This window comes from Amycolatopsis sp. DG1A-15b (assembly GCF_030285645.1).
In the GTDB taxonomy this organism is placed as follows: Bacteria; Actinomycetota; Actinomycetes; order Mycobacteriales; family Pseudonocardiaceae; genus Amycolatopsis.
In genome coordinates this window covers 8,350,475-8,373,562 of record NZ_CP127296.1, presented here as the reverse complement: position 1 = coordinate 8,373,562, position 23,088 = coordinate 8,350,475, and the positions used below count along the sequence as shown (strand labels likewise).

The window sequence follows — 23,088 nt, the reverse complement described above, 5'->3', positions numbered from 1 at the left end:
CGGGAATTGTCGGACCTCGTCGCTAGTGTCGCGCGGCGTTAATTGGTTTACGGTTGTGGGTTTGCGATGATGGGTCCTGCCTTCGCCGGGTTTGGTGGTCAGTGGCGAGGACCGGGCGGTTTTGGAGTCGTGGACGCGGTCGCGGGCGATCCGGGCCGGTCATGTCGAGCCGGCCCGGATTGTGCTGGCGGTCGCGGACTGGCATGGAACGGCGGGCACGGCTCGGCTGGTCGGGGTTTCGCGTCCGACGGTGATCAAGTGGCGTGACCGGGTTCGCCGCGCATGGCTTGGCGGGGTTGGATGACGAGCCTCGGCCCGGACGGCCGAAGATCGTGGACAATGCCGGGATCATCGCGGCCACGCTCGAGCCGCCGCCGAGGCGTTGGCGGTGTAGCACTGGTCGAGCCGGCTTTGGGGCCGGCACCCGGGTGTCGGCGACGCGACCGTGGCCAGGGCGTGGCGCAGATATCACGTGCAGCCGTGGTGGCAGGAGACGTTCACGTTCTCCACCGACCCGGAACTGGAGGCCAAGGTCCGCCAGGCGATCCGCCGCGGATCCTTCGACGACGTCAAAGAACTCGTGGTCGCGATCCGAGGCTTTCATCGCCAGCTTGAACGACCGCTGCCACCCGTTCACCTGGACCAAAGACCGCCGACGAGATCCTGCCCCACACCACCCGCCAACGAACTTCAGACGCGCGACACTAGGCTGCCCGCATGGGCGGACAAGCTTTGGTTTTGGGTGGCGGCGGGGTCGCCGGAATCGCGTGGACGACGGGATTGCTGGTGGGTCTGGCCGAACACGGCCAGGACCTGACGGGCGCGGACCTGCTCGTCGGGACGTCGGCGGGGTCGGTCGTGGCGGCGCAGGTGGCGAGCGGCCTGCCGCTCGCCGAGCTGTACGCGCGCCAGGCCGATCCGGCGCACCAGACGCGGGAGATCCCGGCGGAAATCGACTTCGAGAAGTTCGCCGCCGACTTCGGCGGCGCGGTCACCGGCGCGAGCGACCCGGCCGAGGTGCGGCGGGCCGTGGGGCGGCTGGCGCTGGCCGCCGAAACGGTGTCCGAAGCGGACCGCCGCGAGGTGATCGCCGCGCGGCTGCCGGTGCACGAGTAGCCGGCGCAGCACCTGGTGATCGTGGCGGTCGACGCGGAGACCGGCGAACCGCGGCGCTTCGACCGCACGTCCGGCGTCTCGCTGGTCGACGCGGTGGCGGCGAGCTGCGCGGTCCCCGGCGTCTGGCCGGCGGTGACCATCGACGGCCGCCGGTACGTCGACGGCGGCGTCCGCTCGGCCGAGAACGCCGACTACGCGACCGGCTTCACCCGCGTGACGGTGGTTTCGCCGCTGGGAGTGGACGCCCCGCTGCCGATGGAGAAGCCGCTGCCCGCCGTGCTGGACGACCTGCGCGCGGCGGGCGCGGAGGTCACGCTGATCACGCCGGACGAGGCAGCGAAGGCAGCGGTCGGCGACAACCCGCTGGACCCGGCCACGCGCACGCCGGCCGCCGAAGCGGGCCGCGCGCAGGGCGCGGCGCTCGAGCTGACCTGGAGCTAGCGGGGCCCCGGTTGCCCCGAAGTGCGTCGGCTACCCTCGTGGGCAGGGGTAGCGTGTCCGAGCGGCCGAAGGAACATGTCTTGAAAACATGCGAGGGGGCAACCTCTCCGTGGGTTCGAATCCCACCGCTACCGCACTGAGAACCCGGGCGCCCGGCGCGCCCGGGTTCAGCCTTCCTCCTCCAGCAGGTGCCGCCGCACGCGCTCGAACGCGGCGGCGATCGTCGCCTGCTCCTCGGGGCTCAGCAGGTCGATGAGGTGCTCGCGCACGCCTTCGACGTGCGTCGGCGCCGCCTTCTCCAGCAGCGCCTCGCCCTCATCGGTCAGCTCGGTGATGACCCCGCGCTTGTCCTCCGGGTCACGGGCCCGCCGGACCATGCCCGCGTCCTCCAGCCGGCCGACCTGGTGCGAAAGCTTGCTCTTCGTCGACCCCATGTAGACCGCCAGCTCCGACATCCGCATCCGGTGCTCGGGCTGGAACTGCAGGCAGACGAGCACCTCGTAGTCGGTCAGCGACACCTCGTGGCGATCGGACAGTTCGCGGTGCAGCCGCTGCCGCAGCAGGAGGGTCGCCACGATGTAGGAGCGCCACGCCGCCATCTCGGCCTCGTTCAACCACCGCACAGCACGCTCCTCGGTCATAAGGCAGCGTAGAACGTTGATCAAGGGACCGCGCGGTCCGAGTCCGATCCGTCTGCCGGTGAAAATGCCGTTGCAACATCGCCCGAAGGTGGGGTTACGAAAAGGTTGAGACTCGGCGGGGAAAGGCGCATTCTGCTTGTCGGCGGACGGTCGGCCAGGGTAAGCGGCGCGGCGACGGTGACGTGCCGGCCCGGCTCCACCGCCAGGAGAGGTCAGGTGGTTGTGTGACGGGTGATCCTCGCGGTTGACCGCCCGCTGCGTCCCCGCGACCGGAACGGACACCTACCGGTTCGGCCGCGATTGTGAACAGCCAGAGCGGGCTTCCATGCGCATCACGCATACGGCGTCGGTCGGGCCTGGTTCCGGTCACGGCCTCGGAAGCCGTGACGACAGCGCCTGAACGCCGGCCCCGGAAGCGGCCGACCGCTCGACCAAAGACATACCTCGGTACCAGCCTGGGTGCGCCCGTCAGCGCGACGGCCGCACCCAGGCTCGTTACGATCCGAAGGTGAGATTCGACGACGACGCCGGCCTGGACGCTTCCGAAGTCCAGGACCTGCGTGGAAGCGGTGGAGGCGGCGGCGGGATCGGCGGCCGCGTGGCGCTCGGCGGCGGTGGACTCGGCGTCGTCGGGCTGATCATCTACTTCGTGTTGTCCCAGCTCGGCGGGGTCAGCGTGCCGAGCGGAAGCGGTCTGGGCGGTGGTCTCGGCAGCGTCGGGTCCGGCCAGCAGGTCGACAACTCCAAGCTCCAGAGCGAGTGCAAGAAGGGCGCGGACGCCAACAAGAACCACGACTGCGCCATCGTCGCGATCGTCAACTCCGTCCAGGACTACTGGGCGCAGCAGTTCGCTCGCTCCGGCTCGACGTACCAGAAGGCGCCGACGAAGTTCTTCAACGGCGGCGTGGGCACCGGCTGCGGCAGCGCCACCTCCGACACCGGCCCGTTCTACTGCCCGGCCGACTCAGACGTCTACATCGACCTCTCCTTCTTCGACGAGCTGAAGACCCGCTTCGGCGCGCAGGGCGGCCTCTTCACCGAGGCGTACGTGCTCGCCCACGAGTACGGCCACCACGTGCAGAACCTGCTCGGCACCTCGAAGAAGGGCACCGGCAGCGGCCCGACGTCCGGTTCGGTCCGCCTGGAGCTGCAGGCCGACTGCTACGCCGGCGTCTGGGCCAACCACGCCTCGACGACGCCGACCGAGAGCGGCAAGCCGCTGATCACCGACGTCACCCAGGACGACGTCAACTCCGCGCTGGACACCGCGTCCCGCATCGGCGATGACTACATCCAGGAGAACCTCGGCGGCGGCCAGGTCGACCGGTCGAAGTTCACCCACGGCACGTCGGCGCAGCGCAAGAAGTGGTTCACCACCGGTTTCCAGACCGGCGAACCGGCCCGCTGCGACACCTTCGGCACGAACAACCTGGGCTAGCGGAACGACGACGAAGGGGCCGTCCCGCAGCCGGGACGGCCCCTTCGGTCTGTCGTCAGGCAGTCAGCGCGTGCGGGTCACCGGCCACGGCGCGGGCGGAGAAGTTCCGCTGCGCACCGCGTTCGGCGGCCTTCTGCTTGGCCGCCTTGGCCTTGCCCGGCTGGACGCCGTTGACGCTCTCGGTGCTCGTCGCGTAGAGGCCGAGGGCCCAGGCGACCCCGTCGGCGTTGCGGTCCAGCGCGACCCGGTCGATGTTGCCCAGGTTGTCGCAGGCCTGGTGGTAGCAGGGGTCGAACGCGACGCCGGCCGTGCCGCCCCACTTCGCCGCCTGCGCCGGGGTCTTCAGCCCCTCGGCGCCGGTGTCCAGGCCGCCCGCCGGGATGCCGACGGCGATGAACTCGCCGTAGTCCGAGCGGCCGGTGAAGTCGGTGCCCTCGAGGGGCACGCCCCGCGCGGCCTGCATGAAGTCGACGAAGGTCTTCTCGATCTGCGCCGAGCCGTACGGGCCCGCGCCCGCGCCGACGCCGTCGGAGTTGTCCCCGTCGTAGGCGAAGTAGCCGGCGTTCGGCGAGCCGATCATGTCGAAGTTGAGGTACAGCGCGATGTCGAGCTGCTGCTCGAAGGTCAGCTGGTCGACGTAGTAGGTGGAGCCGATCAGGCCGAACTCCTCCGCGCTCCAGAAGCCGAAGCGCACGGCGTTGTTGACCTTCGGGCTGCTCCCCAGCTGCAGCGCGGTCTCGAGCAGGGTCGCCGAGCCGGAACCGTTGTCGTTGATGCCCGGGCCGGCCGGGACGCTGTCGAGGTGCGACCCCAGCATCACGACGTTGTCCTTGCGCCCGGTCTTGGTCTCGGCGATGACGTTGTAGCTGGTCCGCGCCTCCTGGAAGGCCCGCAGCTCCAGCGTCACGTTCTGCCCGCCGAGCGTGGCCAGCTGCGCCCCCGCGGCCGCCGTCACGCCCCCGGTGGGGATCTTCGCGTTCTCCGGGCCCCCGAGCGTCCCGTTCAGGTCGCCGTCGGTGTTGTTGTAGACGATCGCGCCGATCGCGCCCGCGGCCGCGGCCGTCTGCTGCTTCTGCGCGAACGAGCAGCCGCCGCGCTTGATCAGGGCGATCTTGCCCGCGACGTCCGCGGTGTAGTCGGTGGCTTCGCAGCCGCTGGTGTCGTCGACGGCGACCACGGCGAGCGGCGCGGTGATGCCGCCGACCGGCGTCGACGTCGTGTACTCCATGGCGATGATCGGGACGTTCGCGCCGCCCGCGGTCAGCTTCTCGGCGAGGGTCTCCGAGTAGGTGAACGGGAACTCCTGGCGGGTGATCTGGAACCCGGCCGCCTGGAGCTTGGTCGCGATGTACTCGGCGGACTTCGCGTGCCCCTCGGTGCTCGCCGCCCGCGTGCCGCCGTTGGTGTCGGCGATGCGCTGGAGGGCGATCAGGTGCCGGTTGACGCCGTTGGCGTCGACCTTCTTGACGAGCTGCTTCGCCAGGGCCGGCCCGTCGGGAAGGGTGTCCGCGGCGGCGGCCGGGGTCAGGCCGAGCACCAGCGTCGCGCCGGCGGCCAAAGCAAGCGGCGGAAGAAACTTCGTTCTAAAGGGTGACATGGTTGCTCACCTTTGTTCGATTTGTGAGGTCCGTCAATGCGCCTTTCGGCGGGAACTTTGGCCGCGGTATACAGTCGACACATGTACGCGATCACCATCCGTGAACCAGGTGACCCGGACGTTCTCGAGTGGGCGGAGGTCGCGGATCCGCGTCCCGGCCCCGGCGAGGTGCTGCTGGAGGCCGCGGCGAGCGCGGTGAACCGCGCGGATCTGCTGCAGCGCCAGGGCCACTACCCGCCGCCTCCCGGCGCGAGCGAAACCCTCGGCCTCGAGTGCTCCGGCACGATCGCGGAACTCGGCGAAGGTGTCGAGGGCTGGAACGTCGGCGACGAGGTCTGCGCCCTGCTCTCCGGTGGCGGTTACGCGGAGAAGGTCGTCGTCCCGGCGGGGCAGCTGCTGCCGGTGCCGGGCGAGATCGACCTGCTCACCGCGGCCGCGTTGCCCGAGGTGGCCTGCACGGTGTGGGCGAACGTCGTGATGCATGCGAAGCTCACCGAAGGCGAGGTGCTGCTGGTCCACGGCGGCGCCGGCGGCATCGGCACGCACGCCATCCAGGTCGGCAAGGCGCTCGGCGCCACCGTCGCCGTCACCGCGGGCTCGCCGGAGCGGCTCGAAAGCTGCCGCCAGCTCGGCGCCGACATCACGATCAACTACAAGGACCAGGACTTCGTCGAGGTCCTCAAGAAGGAAACGGGTGGCGCGAACGTCATCCTCGACAACATGGGCGCGTCCTACCTGGGCCGCAACGTCGATGCGCTGCAGCAGGACGGGCGGCTGGTCATCATCGGCATGCAGGGCGGCGTGAAGGGCGAGCTGAACGTCGGCGCGCTGCTGGGGAAGCGGGCTTCGGTGTTCGCCGCGGGCCTGCGGTTCCGGCCGCTCGACCAGAAGGCGGCGATCGTCGCCGACGTCCGCGAGCGCCTGTGGCCGCTGGTCGCCGAGGGTCTCGTCAAGCCGATCGTCGGCCAGGTCGTGCCCATGGCCGAAGCCGCGACCGCCCACCGGATCCTCGAAGAGGGCAGTGTCTTCGGCAAGGTGCTGCTGGCGGCGAAGTCCTGACTGCGTCAGCTGCGTCAGCGCAGTTCGTCGAGGACCCGCACGAGCTGGTTGATCTCGAAGACGTTGGAGTAGTGGGCGAGCCCGATCCGCACGGCGCCGCCCACTTCTCCGACGCCGAGTGACGCGAAGACGCCGCTCGTGCCGTCGTCGGCGAAGGCGCACAAGCCCTGCTTCGCCAGGTACTCGGCGACCTCGGGCGACTTCTTGCCGGCGACGGCGAAGGCGAGCGCGGGGATCCGGCGCATGGCGTTGCCGATGACCATGATGTGCCGCAGCGACAGCAGTTCCGTGGACAGCTGGGCGAGGAGCCCGGCGTGGTAGGACTTCGCCGACCCGAGCGAGGTGACCAGGCGCTCGCGCCGTGAGCCGGTGGCGGCGTCGTCGAGGCCGGAGAGGTAGTCGATCGACGCGATCAGGCCGGCCAGCAGCGGGTAGGCGTGCGGGCCGAGCTCCAGCCGGGCGGCACCGCGGGCCATCGGGTCGAGCGAAGCCGACGGGATCCGCTCGATCAGCTCGGGGTCGCGGAAGACCAGCGCGCCCACCGAGGGGCCACCCCAGGCCTGCGCGGACACGACCATGACGTCGGCGCCGAGCGCGTTGATGTCGAGCGGCAGGAACGGCGCGGCGTAGGTGGCGTCGACGACGACGAGCGCGCCGACCCGCTTGGCGAACTCGATGATCGTCGGCACGTCCGGCCGGGTGCCGACGGAACCGGACGCGAGCGTGACGGCGACGGCCTTGGTGCGCGCCGACACGAGCTGCTCGTACTGCCACGCCGGCAGCTCGCAGGTCTCGATGTCGATCTCACCCCAGCGCACGACGGCACCGACGCGCTTGGCGGCGCGCTGCCAGGGAGCGAGGTTCGCCTGCTCGTCGAGCCTCGAGACGACGAGTTCGTCGCCGATGGTCCAGCGCTCGGCGAGCGCGTCGACGAGCCGGCGCAGCATCACCGGCGCGCTCGGCCCGAGCACGACGGCAGCAGGGTCGGCCCCGACCAGGTCGGCCACGGCCCGGCGGGCCGCGGTCACGATGCTTTCCGCGCGTTGTGAGGCCGGAAACGCTCCGCCCGGCCCGGACACCGGGGCGCGCATCGCCGTGGAAACGGCCGAAGCGACCTGTTCCGGGACCAGCATTCCGGCGGCGCCGTCGAAGTGAATCCAGCCGTCACCCAGCGCGGGAAAGAGCCCACGGATACGAGCGACGTCGAACGCCATGGGGACACCGTACGGACGTGCGGTTTCGCCGTGCGTCCGGGGTTGGGTGGAGAGCCACCGGAAACCCCCGGAGCCGCTACGCTCGGAGACGGACACGCCGCGGGTGTCGCGGAGCGTGTCGAACGCAAGCCAGGATGGAGCACATGACCGAGCCGAACTTCACAGCGGGTGACCCGGGCCAGGAATCTTCACCCCACGTGGTGGTCGTCGGACCGGACGGCACGCCGGTGGGCGCCACTCAGCTGCCGTCCCCCGGCCCCGACGGAGAGCACCCCGAGTCGGTGGGTGACCTCGTCGAGGAGCCGGCGAAGGTGATGCGCATCGGCACGATGATCAAGCAGCTGCTGGAGGAGGTCCGGGCGGCCCCGCTGGACGACGCGTCGCGGACCCGGGTGCGCGAGATCCACCAGACGTCGATCCGCGAGCTGGAGAAGGCGCTGGCGCCGGAGCTGCAGGACGAGCTGGAGAGGCTGGTCCGCCCGTTCACCGACGACTCGACGCCGTCGGACGCGGAGCTGCGGATCGCGCAGGCCCAGCTGGTCGGCTGGCTGGAGGGGCTGTTCAGCGGAATCCAGACGGCGCTGTTCGCCCAGCAGATGGCCGCCCGCGTCCAGCTGGAGCAGATGCGGCGCGGGCTGCCGGCGGGCCCATCGGGCGCGGCCGGACACGGGCACGAGCACGGACCGGGCATTTCGGGAACGGGCCAGTACCTCTGACGCAGGTTGTCCACAGACCGGAGGGCCTGTGGACAACCTCTGTGGACAACTCGGCTTTGGCCGGTTTTGCCCGGGGGGTGCCGATAGGCTGGACTTGGGGACGCCCCCCAGGGAGGGCGGGGGAGTTTCTGGCCTCTCCCCCAGCCCCGCGGGCACAGCGGCGCTGATCAGCGCCACCCCGGTCGCCTCGTGCCGGGGCGTGAAGTGCTCCTTCGAGCGGGCCAAGCGCTCTTCATGCTGGGAATCGCCTCCAGGCAGGCGTGCTCGGCGCGGACCTCTCCCGCCGTGTGGGTCACCGAGCGGGCCCCGGCTGGCGAGGCGCGTATCCAGGGCCACCACGTGTGCATCCGGTTGCTCGCGATCCGTTCGAGCCGCAGCCGCAGCCTCACCGGTCGCCAGGCCGTGAGCCTGGATCTTGATCGTCTTGTGCGCCTTCTCGGGGTCGCCTCCGTAATTGATGCCGATCTCGGCGATCACGAGCGGGAGGGGGTGACCGGCACCGACCGGGTGCTCGCCGAGCGTGAACTCGGCCACCTCCGAGGCACTGCGGGGCCGCGGTCCGTGCCCGGCCCCATCCCGCCCGGCCAGGGGCTCGGCCCGGCCCCACGCCAGTGCCCTATCAAGGGCTCTCGGTACCCTCGTCCTCGTGCATGCCACCAGCACGGTTCAGGCCGCAGACTCACCCGTGACGACGTCGGCATCCCCGACGTCGGACAGCAAGACGTTCTCGCGTGCCTTCGCCGACATCAAGGCCGGATTCCGCGCCCGCGAGCTCTGGGGTCACCTGGGCTGGCAGGACATCAAGCAGAGATATCGCCGCTCGGTGATCGGGCCCTTCTGGATCACCATCACCCAGGCCGTCCTCGCGGTCGGGCTCGGGCTGCTGTACTCCCAGCTGTTCAAGCTGCCGGTCGAGGTCTTCCTGCCCTACATCTCCACCGGCTTCATCATCTGGGGCTTCATCGTGGGCTGCCTGTCCGAGGGCATGGAGACGTTCATCGCGAACGAGGGGCTGATCAAGCAGCTCCCGGCGCCACTGAGCGTGTACATGCTGCGCACGGTGTGGCGGCAGACGCTGATGCTGGCCCACAACATGATCGTCTACTTGGCCGTGCTGGCGATCTTCTTCAGCGCGCTCAGCAACAAGTACTCGCTGCTGGGCGACGGGGCGTGCGTCCCCAACCACATCTGCCACCCGGGTCTCAGCTGGAACATCCTGCTGGCCATCCCCGGTTTCGTGCTGCTGGCGCTGAACGCCGGCTGGGTGACGCTGCTGTTCGGCATCATCTCGACCCGCTTCCGCGACATCCCGCAGGTCATCAACTCGCTGATCCAGCTGCTGTTCTACGGCACGCCGATCGTCTGGCCGGTGGACCAGCTGATGACCGGCGGGACCCGGGAGGCCGCCTCCTGGATCCTGCCGATCGTCAAGATCAACCCGCTGTACCACTTCATGCAGGTGGTCCGCGCGCCGCTGCTGGGCCAGGAGTTCTCGCCGGGGAACTGGATCGTGGTCGGCACCATCACCGTCGTCGGTTGGGCTCTCGCGCTGGTCGCGATGCGCAACTACCGTGCCCGCGTCTCCTATTGGGTGTGACACATGGTTTCCATTGACGTCCACAACGCGTTCGTCGACTTCCCGATCTTCGACGCGAAGACGCGGTCGATGAAGAAGAAGGTCCTCGGCAAGGTCGGCGGCAAGATCGGCACCGACACCAAGGTGCCGATCATCGAAGCCCTGCACGACGTGACCCTCAACCTGCGTGAAGGCGACCGCGTCGGCCTGGTCGGGCACAACGGCGCCGGCAAGTCCACGCTGCTGCGCCTGCTCGCCGGGATCTACGAACCGACCCGCGGCTCGTCGCGGATCAACGGCAAGATCGCGCCGGTGTTCGACCTCGGCATCGGCATGGACCCGGAGATTTCGGGCGTCGAGAACATCATCATCCGCGGCCTCTTCCTCGGCATGAGCGCCAAGGAGATGGAGAAGCGGGTCGACGACATCGCCGAGTTCACCGAGCTCGGCGACTACCTGCAGATGCCGCTGCGCACGTACTCGACGGGTATGCGCGTGCGGCTGGCACTGGGTGTCGTCACGTCGATCGACCCCGAGATCCTCATCCTCGACGAGGGCATCGGCGCGGTCGACGCGGCGTTCCTCAACAAGGCGCGCGACCGGCTCAAGGACCTCGTCAAGCGCTCCGGCATCCTGGTGTTCGCCAGCCACTCGGACGAGTTCCTGTTCGAACTGTGCGATTCGGCCATCTGGATGGACGAAGGGCACCTCAAGCAACAGGGTTCGCTGCGGGACGTCCTCACGTCGTACAAGGGCCGTGACCCCTTCGAGAACATGAGCCAGGAAACCTTGGAGCGCTTCGGCATCGAGTCGGTGGCGACGACGAACGGCGGGGAATGATGGCCAGCGAGACCCGGCAGCTGCCCGACGGCGCGGTCGTCGGCGTGGTCGTCACGCGGCACCGGCGGGAACTGCTCGCGGACTCGCTGAAGGTCATCGCGGCCCAGACCCGGCCGGTCGACCACCTGGTGGTCGTCGACAACGGGCCGGACGACTCCGCGCGCGAAGTCGTCGAGAACTACCCGCTGCCGCACACGTACCTGCCGTCGCACCGGAACCTCGGTGGCGCCGGCGGGTTCGCGCTGGGCATGCTGCACGCGCTCTCGCTGGGCGCGGACTGGGTCTGGCTGGCCGACGACGACGGGCGCCCGGCCGACGAGAACGTGCTCGCCATCCTGCTCGAGGAAGCCGAAAAGCGGGGCCTGGCGGAGATTTCGCCGGTGGTGTCGAACATCGACGCGCCGGACAAGCTGGCGTTCCCGCTGCGCCGCGGCCTGACCTGGAAGCGTTCACAGTCCGAGCTGGGTGCCGACTTCCTGCCCGGCATCGCGTCCCTGATGAACGGCGCGCTCTTCCGCGCGTCCACTTTGGACGTCGTCGGCGTGCCGGACCTGCGGCTGTTCTTCCGCGGCGACGAGGTGGAACTGCACCGGCGGCTGGTCCGGTCGGGGCTGCCGTTCGGCACGTCGCTGAAGACGAAGTACCTGCACCCGGACGGCTCGGACGAGTTCAAGCCCATGCTGGGCGGCAAGTTCCACGCGCAGGACCCGGAGAACGAGGTCAAGCGGTACTACACCTACCGCAACCGCGGCTACCTGCTGTCCCAGCCGGGCATGCGGAAGATCGGCGCGCTGGAGATCGTCCGCTTCGGACTGTACTTCGTGGGCGTGAAGCGGGACCCGAAGGCGTTCCTGCAGTGGCTGAAGCTGGTGCGGCAGGGCCGCGCCGAGAAGTTCTACCGCTACTGATCCTTCATCGGAAAGGGCCCCCACGACGAGAGCGGGGGCCCTTTCTGCTGAGAAGGCTTATTCGCCGATGACCGGCGGTGCCGTGCGCATGTCGGTGCCGAAGACCTCGTCGGGGTCACCCTCGACCAGGTAGGTCGGGCGCGAGTGCTCGGTGTCCTCGTCGCCTTCGCCCTTCTGGCCGCGGCCCAGGCCACCGCCACCGGGACCCATGCCCCCGCGACCGGCGGCGCCACCGCCGAGACCGCCCATCCCGCGTCCCGCGGCCGCTTCCGCGGCACCGATGCCGCCCGGCCGGGCCGCACCCGACGCGGCACCCGCGCCCGTCGCGTTGCCGGCACCCGAGCCGCCGGGGCCGAACCCGCCGCCACCACCGCGCCCGCCGCCACCACCGCCGACCTTGGAGTTGTAGGCCTCGTCGCCGCCGAAGTTCATCCCGCCCATCGGCATCGGGCTCATCGGCGGCATCCCGCCGAACTGCTGGTTCGGGTTCGACGTCGAAGCCGCCGGGACCGAGCTGGGCGTGAACCCGGACGGCGTGGTGGTGCCGGCCGGGACGAACCCGGAGCCGGTGGTCGAGCCGGGTCCGGAGAAGTGGGCGGCCGGGCCGCCGAGCGGCCCGGAGGTATTGCCGGAAACGAGACCCTGGGCGGTGCCGCCGGGCGTGTTCACCGAGTGGGAGCCCGGCGTGTTCACGCTGGAGGGGTTGTTGATGCCGTTCTTGTCGCCGGTGCCGTTGGGGTCACCGCTGTCCCCACCGGTGCTGAAGCTCGGCGGCGGCGCGAAGGCGGGCTGCTTGGAGGCGGCCTCGTAGAGGTTCTTGTCGTAGGTCGCCATGACGCCCGCGGCTTCGTCGTGCGCCGCCTGGCTGTCCTTCTGCTTCTGGATCGACTTGTCGACGTTGTCGGGCAGGCTGAAGGGGTTCGACGTGGCCCAGTCCTTGAACTCGTCCTTCCAGCTGAACGGGATCGGGGCCGGCATGGAGTTCTTCGCCGTGGCGGCGGCCTGGCCCTGGTCGTAGATGGTTTCCGAGGCCAGCTTGGCGTTCTGCGAGTTGGCGTCGGACCACTTGCCGAGGCTGGTGAAGTACTGCTGCGCGTTCTCGGCGGCGCTGCCTTCCCAGGTGCCCTTGGACGCGTTGACCGCGGTGTTCATCGACTGCGCGAACTTGTCGAAGACCTGGTGTACTTCGTGGTAGGCGGTCGAGACCTCGGACACCTGGTCGACGTTCAGATTGCTCTGGAGGAACGCCTGCAGCTGGGTGTGGTCCGTGCCCTTGTAGTCCGCGTTGGGTGCGTTCAGCCCCGAGACGTACTCGACATCACGGCCCTGGGTGGCTTCCTTGACGTTCTTGTCGCCCATCTGCTGGGCCTGGCTCTTGGCCTGCGCCTGGGCGATCCACTGCTGAACCGGGCCGAACAGCCAGTTACCGGGGTCGACGCCTTCTTCGGCCTTCTGCTGCAGGTAGGCGTCCCGCTCGGCGGGCGCCATGTCCTGGACCTGCTGAGGCGTCTTGTCCTCGGTCTTCGGCCGCGGTCCCTGTCGCGTGGTCATGTGGGTCCCCTATCCCTTCGGCAGCCGCGGTTCGACAGCGGCCTTCGCAACCGCCTCGGCGATCTGGCAAGCCTGGTCCGCGGAATCGGCACCGATCAGCGATACGTCCACCCGGGACGCGTCGCCCACCGGCAGGGCGAGCGTGCAGGCAGGCAGCGCTGCGTCACCGGGCGACTCCTTCGCTTTCCTGCCGTTGATGTCCTTGTCGAGCACGCCGCCACCGTTGTCGTTCACCTGCGCGACCGACGCGGTGTCGCGGACGTCGACGCCGATCACCTTGGAATCGTCACTCGCCGAGGCGATCTGCTGCCGGTAGCTGCACGATCGCGCGCCGCCGATCGACTTCTTCACCGGGTCATGGAACTTGCCGTAACTACTCAGGTCGCTCATCTCGAGGAGCGAACAGGCGTCGGTGATCGACTGGGTACCACCACCGCCCGAGGAGGGACTCTCCGGGGAGCCCGGCTCACTCGCCGAAGGCGACTGCGCGGGCGACGCCGTTCCTCCTTGGGTGCTGGTGCACCCGGCGAGCAGCGCACCGCCGGCCACGAGCGGAAGAACAACGCGAACGAGAAGTTTCGACATACCTCAAGGCCTACTTGGTCTGGAGCGAGGAGAAAGCTTGGTTCTCGGTTTCCTTGTACAGGCCCGCGGCCCTGGCGAGCGCTTCATCGGCTTGCTTCGCGACCTGCGCGAGCTGCTGGATGACCCGGGTGGCCGAACCTTCGGCTTGGGAGGCGCTCTTTTGGTCGTGCTTGGCGACCGTGTGCCCGTACGGATGGTCGCCGAGCTGCGGCTCCTGGTCGAGTACGAAGCTCTTGTACTGCAGGTCAGCGAGGTCGTTGACCAGGTCGAGAAGGGCCTGCCGGATCGGCTTCACACCCTCCGGGGTGATCTTGAAGCCGCCGCCCTTGGCTGCGTCGACCAGCTTCTGGGTCTCGGCTGTGACGCTCTTGACCGCGGCGCTCATCCCGGCTGAGGAGAGCGGGTTGACGATGTCCGAGATCGAGCCGCCGCCCCCGCCGTCAGCAATCAGCATCGCTGTTCCACCCCGAATCGCTTCGCCCGTGCGTGTGCACCCGGAAGTCTACTAGCCGGGCACCCTCTGCCACGGCCGTTCACCGATCTTCACCTCGGACGCAGCCGCGCGGTGCGGGGTTCCCGTGGCTCAGAACTGGCCTTCGAGCTGGGCGTACAGCTGCTGGGCCAGCCGGGCATTGTCGGCCGGGGCGTAGGTGATCCAGCGCTGGCCGTCCGCCGCCTCGCGTGAAGACATCAGCCAGCGGCCGCTCGGGGTGTCGAACCAGGCCAGCGGGGGGAACGTGCCGCCACGGGTCTGGGCCGTGAACTGGCCCACGCGCTTCTTCGGCTCCTGGAACACGCGCTCGATCATGCGGAGCTGGGGACCGCCGGCGTTGGGGGACCGCGGGGCGCTGACGCCGGCGAACGGGTCGTACGTCTCGTCGCGACGCTGGTGGCGGGGCTGCTGGACCGGCCGCGAGATCGTCACCGACTGGCCCGGCGCGGCCGGCGTCAGCGGGAGGAGGTCGACGATCGCCGGCACGATGCCCGTCGGGCGGACCTCCTCGAAGACGAGGAGGTTCTCCTCTTGGCGGGTGAGCACCGCGAACTGGCCGTCGGAGGCGACGCGGGCGAACAGGTGGCGGTCACCCAGCTCGGCGGCCGCGTTGATGGACACGCTCCCGCGGACGAACGTGGCCAGCGCCAGCTCGGCGTCCGGGTCGAGGCGGCCGCGGCTCCACAGCCCGCGGCCGGTCAGGTCGCGGACGACGGCGTCGCGGATCATCGCGCGCTGCTCGACGGTCGTGCCGACGTGCGGGACCTCGAACGGCGTCGGCGCGCGGCCGAGCCCGAGCTGTTCCAGCAGGATGTCCACCGCTGCCAGCGACAGCGAGAACGAGTGAGGCATCGCTTCCGTCCCCCCCGGGGTCTTCCGGTCGTCGCCGAAAACGGTAGTCCACCGCAGTGACAACCGGGGCTTCGCCCCGAGCCGGGGGCTCCGCCACCCGGAGCCCCCGAAACGGCAGCTGTGACAACCGCGGCTTCGCCCCGAGCGGGGGCTCCGCCACCCGGAGCCCCCGAAACGACAGCTCTGCCCTCAGCGAACCCGCTTGCCCGGCGAAGATCGGCGCTGGTCCGATGGACGCATGGCTGACCCGAAACCCGCCCTCGTCCTGCACCTCGCCACCGGCGGCGAACCGCTGCTGTTCGCGCTGACCACCGAAGAATCCGGGAAGCTGGCGGGCAAGCTCGCCCAGCTCGTCCAGACCGGCGCCGTCGAATCGGTGACCACCAAGGACGACTCGGTGGTCGCGATCAACTTCGCCCACGTCGCCGCCGCCTACATCGACGATCTCGCCCGCAAGAGCACCGTGTTCGGCATGCACAGCTGACGGCGAAGGCCGCCTCACGACGTACGTGAGACGGCCTTCGCGAAGAACCTCAGAGCTTGTACAGGCGCTTCCAGTTCTCGCGCGAGGTGAGCTCGGGCATGGCCCGCTTGTACTGCTCCTGCACCGCCGCGCCTTCCTTGCGCAGCCGCTGGACGACCTTCACGCCCTGCTTGGCCAGCGCGAACATCTTCACCCGGTCGTAGGACCGGACGCGGACGCCTTCCTGGCTCGCGTCGGTGACCACGGCGGTGTCGAACAGCGCGATGTGCCACCAGTTGGCCTCGTCGATGGGCACCGCGCCGAGCCCGAAGCGGCTGCGGCCGAGGATCCGGTCGAGCACCCGCCGGATCAGCACCACGCGCTGCAGGGGCGGCCGCGGCGCGCTGTTGATGATGCCGATGTCGCTGGAGGCGATGCCCGGGACGTCGGTCGCCTTGTGGCGCTTGGTCTCCGGGTAGTCCTCGCGGATCCGCCGGATCTCCTTCATCGCCTCGACCCCGCCGTCACGCAGGATCTCCGGGCCCTTCAGGAAGTCTTCGACGGCCTTGATCAGCGTCGCCGACAGGCCGTACTGCATGCCGAGCAGGTAGCGCACCAGCTGCGCGATCAGCACCCGCGCGAGCAGGTTCAGGTTGAACGGCGAGTGCAGGGCCGCGGTGATGATCGAGTTGCGCAGGTTGAAGTACCGGTGCCACTCGTCCCAGTCCTTCATGTGGAAGTCCGCGTGCCACACGCCCGCACCCGGCAGGGTGACGGTCGGGAAGCCGTGCGCGCGGGCGCGGTAGGAGTACTCCGCGTCGTCCCACTGGAAGAAGAACGGCAGCGGGTAGCCGGTGGCCTGGACGACCTCGTAGGGGATCAGGCACGACCACCAGCCGTTGTAGCCGGCGTCGAGGCGGCGTTCCTGGCGGTTCGGCTTCAGCGTCTCCTCGTCCACGCCGAGCAGGTCGGCGGTGGTCAGCGAGTGCTCGACCGGCTGGCCGGGCTCGAGCGTGTTGAGCCGCGCGTACTCGGCGCCGACGTGCAGCTGGTTCGGGTGGAACAGGTTGAGCATCTGGCCGCCGACGATGATCGGGTCGGCAGCGCGGTTCGAGAACGCCGTCATCCGGATCACCAGGTCCGGCTCGAGCAGGACGTCGTCGTCCATGAACAGGACGTTCGCGTGCTCGGTCGCGGTGTGCCCGGCCACCTCGAAGAGGCCGCGGGTGAAGCCGCCGGCGCCGCCGAGGTTCGGCTGCTTGATGTAGTGCAGCTTGTCGGCGAGGTCCTTGGCGACCTGCTCGAAGCCGTCGCGCGACTCGACGAGGTCGGTGCCCTGGTCGGCGACGTAGATCGCGTCCAGGGTCTCCAGCGAGGAGACGTCCGCGGCGAGGGCCTGCAGGTTCTTCAGGCAGTCGTCGGCGCGGTTCATCGTGCAGATGGTCACCGCGGTCGGGCGGATCTTCTCCGGGGCTTCGACGGTCCAGCGGACCTGCTCGACGCGCAGCGTCTGGCCGCCCTCGGTCTCGAGGTCGAGCCAGAGCGCGCCGCCGTCGTAGAACTTGTCCAGCTTGCCGGTCAGCGACACCTTCGCCTGCTTGGCGTCCTTGACCTGCTCGGCGGCCACCACGCGGGGCTCGCCCTCGACGTCCGAGGCGCCCATCGACAGCAGCCCGGTGCCGGTGACGACGGCCTCGACCGAGACCTCGCTCACCGTCGTCCAGCGCTGCCAGTAGCTGGCCGGGAACCGGCCGAAGTAGGTGTTGCCCGAGACCTTGGTGGCGGGCTCGAGGGCGATCGACGCACGTTCCCGCACGGCCGCGCCCCACTCGAGCTCGGCGTACAGGTCCTTGCTGACGATCGGCGCCGGGCCGGCGTAGAGCCCGCGCTGCGCCGTCAGGCGGCCCTGCGGAGTGTGCTCGGTGAACCGCGTCTCGGTGGCCGTGCCGGCTTCGGTGGTCGGCGCCGGGGTGGCTGTTTTACCGGGCATGTGGTTCCTCAGTTCTCCTCAGTCGACGGCTCGCGGAAGACGACCCACTTGAGCATCACGAAATTGATCACGGTGGCGGTGGCCTGCGACACGGCCCAGCACAGGGTGTGCTGCCAGGCGGACTCCGGCAGCACGTTCAGCATCAGCTGGTTCACCCCGACCGCGACGAAGAACGTCACGGTGTAGAGCAGGACGAACGAGCCGACCTGCGCCTTCCCGTCGCGGCGCCCGCCGGCGAAGGTGAACTTCCGGTTCAGGAAGAACGCCGTGGTCGTGCCCACGATGAAAGAGATAGCGCGGGCGACGTCGACCCACGGTGAGGTGGCCATCCCGGCCAGCTGGGTCAGCAGCGTGTAGGTGCCCAGGTCGACCAGGGCGCAGAAGCCGCCGATCAGGGCGAAGCGGACGAGCTGGCCCAGCAGTCCGACGGAGGACTGCCCAGCTGTTACCTCGGCTTGCGGATCGGTCGCCACCACTGCATTACCTCGTCGCCTGTGTCATGGTCACCCGCGCGGGCGCTTGTGCCTTGATGCGCAAAGTGTAGAGATGAGCACTTCAGGGTCACGTTCCGGGCGTGGTTGGGCGTGGCTACCCTGGTCGGGTGACCCAAGCACCCGAAACACAGCGTCGCACGCTCATGGGCTGGGCGCGGACGTCACCGACCATTGCCGACGTGCTGACCACCGCCGATGTCGAGGTGATCGCCCGCGCCGTGGCCCAGGCCGGTGAGCGCGGCGTCATCGCCCGCGGCCTCGGCCGGTCCTACGGCGACCCGGCGCAGAACGCCGGCGGCCTCGTCGTGGACATGACGGCGCTGAACCGGATCCACTCGATCGACCCGGACACCGCCCTCGTCGACGTCGACGCCGGGGTGAGCCTCGACCAGCTGATGCGCGAGGCGCTGCCGTACGGCCTGTGGGTCCCGGTGCTGCCGGGCACGCGCCAGGTGACCATCGGCGGCGCGATCGCCAACGACATCCACGGCAAGAACCACCACAGCGCGGGCAGCTTCGGCAACCACGTCGTGTCGATGGACCTGATCACCGCCGACGGGCAGATCCGCACGCTGACGCCGGAGGGCCCGGACGCCGAGCTGTTCTGGGCGACCGTGGCCGGCATCGGCCTCACCGGCATCATCGTCCGGGCCAGGATCCGGATGACCAAGACCGAGACCGCGTACTTCCTCGCGGACAACGAGCGCACGAACAACCTCGACGAGACCCTGGAGCTGGTCAGCAACGGCTCCGACGACAACTACACGTACTCGTCGGCGTGGTTCGACACGATCTCCACCGGCTCGAAGCTCGGCCGCGCCGCTTTCGGCCGCGGCTCGCTCGCGAAGCTGGACGAACTGCCGCCGAAGCTGCGCGCGAACCCGCTGAAGTTCGACGCTCCGCAGCTGGCGACGCTGCCGGACGTCTTCCCGAACGGCCTGGCCAACAAGCTGACCTTCGGCGCCATCGGCGAGCTGTACTACCGCAAGACGCCGAAGGCGGCCCGCGGTGTGATCCAGAACCTGACGGCCTTCTACCACCCGCTCGACATGTTCGGCGAGTGGAACCGCGCCTACGGCTCCAAGGGCTTCCTGCAGTACCAGTTCTCGACACCGCTGAACGCGCACGAGCCGCTGCGGAACATCGTCCGGAAGATCGCCGAGTCGGGGCACGTGTCCTTCCTCAACGTCTTCAAGCGCATGGGCGAGGGCAACGCGGCGCCGCTGTCGTTCCCGCACCCGGGCTGGATGGTCTGCGTCGACTTCCCGATCAAGGACGGCCTCAGCCGGTTCTGCCAGGAGCTCGACGAAGACGTCCTGGCGCTGGGCGGGCGGCTGTACACCGCGAAGGACTCGCGCACCTCGCCCGAGACGTTCGCGAAGATGTACCCGCGGCTCGAAGAATGGCGCAAGGTGCGCGCTTCCATCGACCCCGAAGGCGTTTTCGCCTCTGACATGAGCCGGAGGCTCGAACTGTGATCGACGCGGTGGGCAACCCCCAATCCCTGCTCCTGCTCGGCGGCACGTCCGACATCGCGCTGGCGATCGCCGAGAAGTACCTGGCCGAGAAGCCGCTGCGCGTCGTGCTGGCCGCCCGGCCGTCGCCGCGCCTCGACGCGGCCGCCCAGCGCCTGAAGGATCGCGGCGCCGAAGTGTCGACTGTGGACTTCGACGCCAAGGACACGGCGTCGCACCCTGGCGTGCTGGCCAAGGCCTTCGAGGGCGGCGACATCGACGTGGCGGTCGTGGCGTTCGGCCTGCTCGGCGACCCGGAAGAGGTCTGGCAGGACCACGCGAAGGCCGTCGAGCTGGCCACCGTGAACTACACCGCGGCGGTGTCGGTCGGGGTCGCGCTGTCGGAGAAGCTCAAGGTCCAGGGCCACGGCACGGTGATCGCGCTGTCGTCGGTGGCGGGCGAGCGGGTCCGCCGGTCCAACTTCGTCTACGGCTCGACGAAGGCCGGCTTCGACGGCTTCTACCTGGGCCTCGGCGAGGCCCTCGCGCCGTTCGGGGGCAAGGTGACGGTCGTCCGCCCCGGCCACGTCAAAACGAAGATGACCGAGGGCCTGAAGGACGCTCCCCTGGCCCAGACGGCCGAGCAGGTCGCCGAGATCGCCGTCGGCGCGGCCCGCGCGGGCAAGGACCTCGTGTGGGCGCCCGCCCCGTTCCGCCTGGTGATGTCGGCGCTGCGGCACGTCCCGCGGCCGATCTTCCGCAAGCTTCCGATCTGACGTCAGGCTTCGTCGAAGGCCCGGACCGCGAGGTCCGGGTCTTCGACGTAGAACTTCACCACCCGCACGGTCTCGCTCCGGCCCAGCGGCCGCGTCGCGACGACCGGGCGACGCAGGACGGCGACGACGTTCGTCTCCATGTTCTGCGCCATCACCAGCTCCTCGTCGCCCCAGACGAGCGTCCGCGCGCTCGGGTGGGTCTCCTTGCGCTGGGTGAGGCTCTCAACGTCCGCGAGCGGCACGCGCAGGTCGAACATCGCGACGACCCGCACCCGGAGTTCACGGGGTGACAGGGTGTGCGGCCGGGTGATCATCGTGGCCAGGTAGCCGAGCAGCCACCCGGCGCTGTAGATCTCCGCCACCAGCAGGAGCGTCGTGCCGAGCGCGCCGAAGTCCACGAGCAGGAACGCGCCGGTCTCGACGAGCGAGACCACGAAGAACACCACGATCATCGGCCGTTGCGGCCCGGCATACGGGAGCGCCACGCCGTCGGCCGGGACGTCCCTGCGGCCGCGCAGCAGCAGCCCGATGCTCGAAAAGAGCACGGTTTCGTGTCGCAAAACCCGTCGGATGACCCCCATCGCCGACGAGGATACTCAGCCGCCGATGGCGTGGGCGGGGACCAGGTAGAGGTTCTGGCTGCCCACCCACGGTGAGTCGATGTGCCAGCTCGCCAGCGCGGCCGGCGGTGGGGCGCGACGGGTCGTCGCCAGGACCAGGTCCGGGCTGGCCGGGGCGACGCTGTGGTCGAAGTTGTGGAAGTTGGCCTCCAGCAACGCCCGGCCGAGGTCGTCGCTGCGGCGTTTGGTCTCGGTGATCGCCGGGTCGACCGCGCCCCGGTCGGAGAACTCGTCGACCAGTTCGCAGTCGCACGCGTACGCCAGTGCGCCGACCTCGCCCGCCGTCTCGACCTTGCGGCCGTGGGCGATCGCCGCCAGCTCGTGGCCGATTTCGCGGTACTCCGTCGTGGACGCGTGGTTGCTCGTGATCGGGGCGAACTGGCGGGGCAGGCCCGGCAGCGCGTACACCGCGACGCTCGCCGCGAGGACCGCGCCGGCCACCGTCCACGTCCCGCGCCTGACCCGCTCCGGGACCGCCGACGCGCAAGCGGCGAGGAAGATCGTCGCGCCGATGATGCTCGGCGCGTAGTACCAGTGGTAGGGCGGCACGCCCAGCCGGCTGTAGGCCAGGTAGTGCAGCGCGCCGGCGACGGCGAGCGCCGCGAACGGCGTCAGGCGGCGGGCCGTCCCGGAACCGCGGCGGTACCGCACGATCCAGCCCACTCCGGCCACGGCCGCCAGTACCAGCGGCAGGAACGACAGCGCGGCCGCGGCGGGGAAGTTGCGCCAGTACAGCAGCGGGCCGTTGGTGAAGCTGAACGGTCCCCACGACTGCTGGCTGATCTTGATGACGAGCGTGTCCGGGACGGCCGAGCCGAGCACCACCCAGCTGAACCCGAACCAGGGCAGCGTGACGGCGAGGGCCGCGAAGGCCGTCTGCCAGATGCCGGCCCAGAATTCGCGGCGGGCGGCGAACAGCACCGCGGCGATCAGCAGCAGGTCGATCCGGACGAGTGCGAGCAGCCCGATCACCACGCCCAGGCGGCGGGCCCGGCGCTCCCCCGCGTAGACCAGCGTCCACACGACGCCGGTGGCGCCGAGCGCCACCTCCAGGCCGATCGAGGACAGCAGCAGCGGGTTGACCAGCAGCAACGCGAACGTCAGCGGCGCGAACGCGGGCGGCAGGCCGGTGCGCTCGCCCAGGCGGCGCAGCCCCAGCACGAGCAGCACCTGCGCGGCGACGAACACGATGCCGGCGGCCAGCACGGCGTCGCGCACCACGAACGTGACCGCGCCGAGGGCCAGGACGTTCAGCGGCGACGTCGCGGTGTTCGCCGTCCCCTGCTCGATCAGGCCCCAGTGGCCGTGGAAGGCGAGGTTCTTCGCGTAGGACAGCGTGATGTAGGTGTCATCGATGAGATGACTGCTGACCAGGGCGAACACGAGGGCGGAGGCGGCCGCGGCGCCCGCCGGCAAGGCCCACGAGCGGGCGACGGGGATGGCCGCCGGCAGCGCGCGGACGGCTTGGGGGAGTTCTGCGGAGGCGCTTCGCATCCCGGACACCGTACCTCGCTCGTGATGCTTCTGTGATCTGAGCGAGGTACGGGTGGCCCAGGCCACAGCCTCCGCCCGGCACTTCGACGGGCAAGTGCCGGTCGGTCAGATGCCGTCCCCGGAGCCGGAGTTGCCCGGGTTGCCGGGGTTGCCGTTGTTGTTGCCGCGGCCGCCGAAACCGGGGCCGTGGCCGTTGAAGCCCTGGTTGGGGCCGTCGTACTGGCGGTGGATGCCGGGGCGGCCGTCCCGGGGGCCGTGGTGGCTCGCGGCGGCGATCCCGCCGACGATGGTCGCGCCGAGCAGCATGCCGAGCACCCCGACGCCGACGAGCTGGGTGGCCCGGTGACCGACGAACCGCCGGAACCCGCCGGGCTGCCGTGGGGCCGCTGGGGGCGGGCCCCAGTGGCCGTAGGGCTGACCGGGACCGGGCTGGGGCGGTGGCTGCCGGCCGTGGACGGCGGTGGGGTCGGCGGGCTGGTCGGCCGGAGCGGCTCCGGCCGCCTGGCCGGGAGCCGAGGGTCCGGCCGCGGCCGGACCTGCGGCTGTGTCGGCAGCGGGTGCGGCCGGCACAGCGGGCTCGGAAGCAGGCGTCGCCGGGCCGCCGGACGTCTCGGTGGGCGTGGTGGTTGCCGCCGTCGGCTGGTCGGCCTCTGCCGGGTGCTCGACAGTCGGCTGCTCGGCCCGCTCCGGGGCCTTTTCCTCGCGCGGCTGGTCGTTCATGGTCGCTCCTGGGGTCACGGGGACGGGCGCAGTGCCCGCCCCCACCACCT

General features: G+C 70.0%; 23 protein-coding genes, 1 tRNA gene and 1 pseudogene. 13 read left to right on the top strand and 12 right to left on the bottom strand.

Going from position 1 to position 23,088, the window contains the following annotated elements; genetic code table 11:
• Positions 1–76: 76 nt before the first annotated feature.
• The 4 genes and pseudogenes from QRY02_RS38770 to QRY02_RS38755 form a co-directional block, all read left to right on the top strand.
• Positions 77–547, top strand: a pseudogene (locus QRY02_RS38770) (helix-turn-helix domain-containing protein); the annotation flags it as partial.
• A gap of 170 nt (positions 548–717) precedes the next feature.
• Positions 718–1,116 (top strand): patatin-like phospholipase family protein, encoded by a 399-nt coding sequence (locus QRY02_RS38765; RefSeq protein ID WP_285987715.1) that lies wholly within the window; start codon positions 718–720, stop codon positions 1,114–1,116.
• A gap of 15 nt (positions 1,117–1,131) precedes the next feature.
• Positions 1,132–1,557 (top strand): patatin-like phospholipase family protein, encoded by a 426-nt coding sequence (locus QRY02_RS38760; RefSeq protein ID WP_285987714.1) that lies wholly within the window; start codon positions 1,132–1,134, stop codon positions 1,555–1,557.
• A 47-nt stretch (positions 1,558–1,604) separates the two neighbouring features.
• Positions 1,605–1,691: transfer RNA gene (locus QRY02_RS38755), tRNA-Ser, on the top strand.
• A gap of 33 nt (positions 1,692–1,724) precedes the next feature.
• On the opposite strand, the gene QRY02_RS38750 is transcribed toward QRY02_RS38755, so the two are convergent.
• Positions 1,725–2,198: a MarR family winged helix-turn-helix transcriptional regulator gene (locus QRY02_RS38750; protein WP_285987713.1), complete on the bottom strand. Its 474-nt coding sequence runs from the start codon at positions 2,196–2,198 to the stop codon at positions 1,725–1,727.
• Positions 2,199–2,706: 508 nt separating this feature from the next.
• Here QRY02_RS38750 and ypfJ point away from each other — a divergent pair.
• Positions 2,707–3,636, top strand: a complete 930-nt coding sequence (gene ypfJ / locus QRY02_RS38745) for a KPN_02809 family neutral zinc metallopeptidase (protein ID WP_285987712.1) — start codon at positions 2,707–2,709, stop codon at positions 3,634–3,636.
• A 55-nt stretch (positions 3,637–3,691) separates the two neighbouring features.
• Here the strand turns inward: ypfJ and QRY02_RS38740 are convergent, their stop codons facing one another.
• The gene (locus QRY02_RS38740; RefSeq protein ID WP_285987711.1) at positions 3,692–5,233 is read right to left on the bottom strand and encodes a M28 family metallopeptidase; all 1,542 of its coding nucleotides are present in this window, start codon (positions 5,231–5,233) and stop codon (positions 3,692–3,694) included.
• Between the two features lie 81 nt (positions 5,234–5,314).
• On the opposite strand from QRY02_RS38740, the gene QRY02_RS38735 reads away from it, so the two are divergent.
• A complete protein-coding gene (locus tag QRY02_RS38735) occupies positions 5,315–6,292 on the top strand; it encodes an NAD(P)H-quinone oxidoreductase (RefSeq protein ID WP_285987710.1) in 978 nt (325 codons plus the stop codon).
• Between the two features lie 14 nt (positions 6,293–6,306).
• On the opposite strand, the gene QRY02_RS38730 is transcribed toward QRY02_RS38735, so the two are convergent.
• On the bottom strand, positions 6,307–7,506 hold the full coding sequence (locus QRY02_RS38730; RefSeq protein ID WP_285987709.1) for a cysteine desulfurase-like protein: 1,200 nt from the start codon (positions 7,504–7,506) through the stop codon (positions 6,307–6,309).
• 134 nt (positions 7,507–7,640) lie between these two features.
• Here QRY02_RS38730 and QRY02_RS38725 point away from each other — a divergent pair, with 134 nt between their 5' ends.
• The 4 genes from QRY02_RS38725 (at position 7,641) to glfT1 (ending at position 11,546) form a co-directional block, all read left to right on the top strand.
• Complete coding sequence (locus tag QRY02_RS38725) at positions 7,641–8,222, top strand: bacterial proteasome activator family protein (protein ID WP_285987708.1); 582 nt, start codon at positions 7,641–7,643, stop codon at positions 8,220–8,222.
• Between the two features lie 646 nt (positions 8,223–8,868).
• Positions 8,869–9,819 carry a galactan export ABC transporter permease subunit Wzm/RfbD gene (wzm, locus tag QRY02_RS38720; protein WP_285987707.1) on the top strand — a complete coding sequence of 317 codons (951 nt, stop codon included), beginning with the start codon at positions 8,869–8,871 and terminating at the stop codon, positions 9,817–9,819.
• 3 nt (positions 9,820–9,822) lie between these two features.
• Complete coding sequence (gene wzt / locus QRY02_RS38715; RefSeq protein ID WP_285987706.1) at positions 9,823–10,638, top strand: galactan export ABC transporter ATP-binding subunit Wzt/RfbE; 816 nt, start codon at positions 9,823–9,825, stop codon at positions 10,636–10,638.
• Complete coding sequence (gene glfT1, locus QRY02_RS38710) at positions 10,638–11,546, top strand: galactofuranosyltransferase GlfT1 (RefSeq protein ID WP_285987705.1); 909 nt, start codon at positions 10,638–10,640, stop codon at positions 11,544–11,546. Before wzt ends, glfT1 begins: the two co-directional genes overlap by 1 nt.
• Positions 11,547–11,603: 57 nt before the next feature.
• On the opposite strand, the gene QRY02_RS38705 is transcribed toward glfT1, so the two are convergent.
• From QRY02_RS38705 to QRY02_RS38690, 4 genes are all read right to left on the bottom strand, one after another.
• On the bottom strand, positions 11,604–13,097 hold the full coding sequence (locus QRY02_RS38705; RefSeq protein ID WP_285987704.1) for a hypothetical protein: 1,494 nt from the start codon (positions 13,095–13,097) through the stop codon (positions 11,604–11,606).
• A 9-nt stretch (positions 13,098–13,106) separates the two neighbouring features.
• Entirely contained in the window at positions 13,107–13,682 is a 576-nt protein-coding gene (locus QRY02_RS38700; RefSeq protein ID WP_285987703.1) for a DUF3558 family protein, read from the bottom strand.
• A 10-nt stretch (positions 13,683–13,692) separates the two neighbouring features.
• Positions 13,693–14,136 (bottom strand): hypothetical protein, encoded by a 444-nt coding sequence (locus QRY02_RS38695; protein ID WP_285987702.1) that lies wholly within the window; start codon positions 14,134–14,136, stop codon positions 13,693–13,695.
• A 129-nt stretch (positions 14,137–14,265) separates the two neighbouring features.
• Positions 14,266–15,027 carry an ESX secretion-associated protein EspG gene (locus QRY02_RS38690; RefSeq protein ID WP_285987701.1) on the bottom strand — a complete coding sequence of 254 codons (762 nt, stop codon included), beginning with the start codon at positions 15,025–15,027 and terminating at the stop codon, positions 14,266–14,268.
• A gap of 238 nt (positions 15,028–15,265) precedes the next feature.
• Between QRY02_RS38690 and QRY02_RS38685 the strand changes: the two genes are divergently transcribed.
• Positions 15,266–15,511 carry a hypothetical protein gene (locus tag QRY02_RS38685; protein ID WP_285987700.1) on the top strand — a complete coding sequence of 82 codons (246 nt, stop codon included), beginning with the start codon at positions 15,266–15,268 and terminating at the stop codon, positions 15,509–15,511.
• Between the two features lie 49 nt (positions 15,512–15,560).
• Here QRY02_RS38685 and QRY02_RS38680 read toward each other — a convergent pair whose 3' ends face one another.
• Complete coding sequence (locus tag QRY02_RS38680; RefSeq protein ID WP_285987699.1) at positions 15,561–17,480, bottom strand: glycosyltransferase; 1,920 nt, start codon at positions 17,478–17,480, stop codon at positions 15,561–15,563.
• 8 nt (positions 17,481–17,488) lie between these two features.
• Complete coding sequence (locus tag QRY02_RS38675; protein WP_285987698.1) at positions 17,489–17,956, bottom strand: GtrA family protein; 468 nt, start codon at positions 17,954–17,956, stop codon at positions 17,489–17,491.
• 161 nt (positions 17,957–18,117) lie between these two features.
• Between QRY02_RS38675 and dprE1 the strand changes: the two genes are divergently transcribed.
• A complete protein-coding gene (dprE1, locus tag QRY02_RS38670; protein WP_285994045.1) occupies positions 18,118–19,452 on the top strand; it encodes a decaprenylphosphoryl-beta-D-ribose oxidase in 1,335 nt (444 codons plus the stop codon).
• Positions 19,449–20,204 carry a decaprenylphospho-beta-D-erythro-pentofuranosid-2-ulose 2-reductase gene (gene dprE2, locus QRY02_RS38665; protein ID WP_285987697.1) on the top strand — a complete coding sequence of 252 codons (756 nt, stop codon included), beginning with the start codon at positions 19,449–19,451 and terminating at the stop codon, positions 20,202–20,204. The genes dprE1 and dprE2 overlap by 4 nt, the downstream gene beginning before the upstream one ends.
• Before the next feature lie 2 nt (positions 20,205–20,206).
• Here dprE2 and QRY02_RS38660 read toward each other — a convergent pair whose 3' ends face one another.
• The 3 genes from QRY02_RS38660 to QRY02_RS38650 form a co-directional block, all read right to left on the bottom strand.
• Positions 20,207–20,785, bottom strand: coding sequence for a hypothetical protein (locus tag QRY02_RS38660; protein WP_285987696.1), 579 nt, complete (start codon positions 20,783–20,785; stop codon positions 20,207–20,209).
• A gap of 15 nt (positions 20,786–20,800) precedes the next feature.
• Positions 20,801–22,318, bottom strand: coding sequence for a hypothetical protein (locus QRY02_RS38655; protein WP_285987695.1), 1,518 nt, complete (start codon positions 22,316–22,318; stop codon positions 20,801–20,803).
• Between the two features lie 105 nt (positions 22,319–22,423).
• Complete coding sequence (locus QRY02_RS38650) at positions 22,424–23,038, bottom strand: hypothetical protein (RefSeq protein ID WP_285987694.1); 615 nt, start codon at positions 23,036–23,038, stop codon at positions 22,424–22,426.
• Between the last annotated feature and the right edge of the window lie 50 nt (positions 23,039–23,088).

Excerpts from the sequence above, each read along its gene's own strand:
- QRY02_RS38650 (WP_285987694.1), bottom strand. The coding sequence starts at position 23,038 with ATGAACGACCAGCCGCGCGAGGAAAAGGCCCCGGAGCGGGCCGAGCAG.
- wzt (WP_285987706.1), top strand. The coding sequence starts at position 9,823 with ATGGTTTCCATTGACGTCCACAACGCGTTCGTCGACTTCCCGATCTTC.
- QRY02_RS38700 (WP_285987703.1), bottom strand. The coding sequence starts at position 13,682 with ATGTCGAAACTTCTCGTTCGCGTTGTTCTTCCGCTCGTGGCCGGCGGT.
- QRY02_RS38750 (WP_285987713.1), bottom strand. The coding sequence starts at position 2,198 with ATGACCGAGGAGCGTGCTGTGCGGTGGTTGAACGAGGCCGAGATGGCG.
- QRY02_RS38655 (WP_285987695.1), bottom strand. The coding sequence starts at position 22,318 with ATGCGAAGCGCCTCCGCAGAACTCCCCCAAGCCGTCCGCGCGCTGCCG.
- QRY02_RS38725 (WP_285987708.1), top strand. The coding sequence starts at position 7,641 with ATGGAGCACATGACCGAGCCGAACTTCACAGCGGGTGACCCGGGCCAG.
- QRY02_RS38695 (WP_285987702.1), bottom strand. The coding sequence starts at position 14,136 with ATGCTGATTGCTGACGGCGGGGGCGGCGGCTCGATCTCGGACATCGTC.
- QRY02_RS38705 (WP_285987704.1), bottom strand. The coding sequence starts at position 13,097 with ATGACCACGCGACAGGGACCGCGGCCGAAGACCGAGGACAAGACGCCT.
- QRY02_RS38765 (WP_285987715.1), top strand. The coding sequence starts at position 718 with ATGGGCGGACAAGCTTTGGTTTTGGGTGGCGGCGGGGTCGCCGGAATC.
- QRY02_RS38685 (WP_285987700.1), top strand. The coding sequence starts at position 15,266 with ATGGCTGACCCGAAACCCGCCCTCGTCCTGCACCTCGCCACCGGCGGC.
- QRY02_RS38735 (WP_285987710.1), top strand. The coding sequence starts at position 5,315 with ATGTACGCGATCACCATCCGTGAACCAGGTGACCCGGACGTTCTCGAG.
- QRY02_RS38660 (WP_285987696.1), bottom strand. The coding sequence starts at position 20,785 with ATGGGGGTCATCCGACGGGTTTTGCGACACGAAACCGTGCTCTTTTCG.
- QRY02_RS38680 (WP_285987699.1), bottom strand. The coding sequence starts at position 17,480 with ATGCCCGGTAAAACAGCCACCCCGGCGCCGACCACCGAAGCCGGCACG.
- dprE1 (WP_285994045.1), top strand. The coding sequence starts at position 18,118 with ATGGGCTGGGCGCGGACGTCACCGACCATTGCCGACGTGCTGACCACC.
- QRY02_RS38740 (WP_285987711.1), bottom strand. The coding sequence starts at position 5,233 with ATGTCACCCTTTAGAACGAAGTTTCTTCCGCCGCTTGCTTTGGCCGCC.
- QRY02_RS38730 (WP_285987709.1), bottom strand. The coding sequence starts at position 7,506 with ATGGCGTTCGACGTCGCTCGTATCCGTGGGCTCTTTCCCGCGCTGGGT.
- glfT1 (WP_285987705.1), top strand. The coding sequence starts at position 10,638 with ATGGCCAGCGAGACCCGGCAGCTGCCCGACGGCGCGGTCGTCGGCGTG.
- QRY02_RS38690 (WP_285987701.1), bottom strand. The coding sequence starts at position 15,027 with ATGCCTCACTCGTTCTCGCTGTCGCTGGCAGCGGTGGACATCCTGCTG.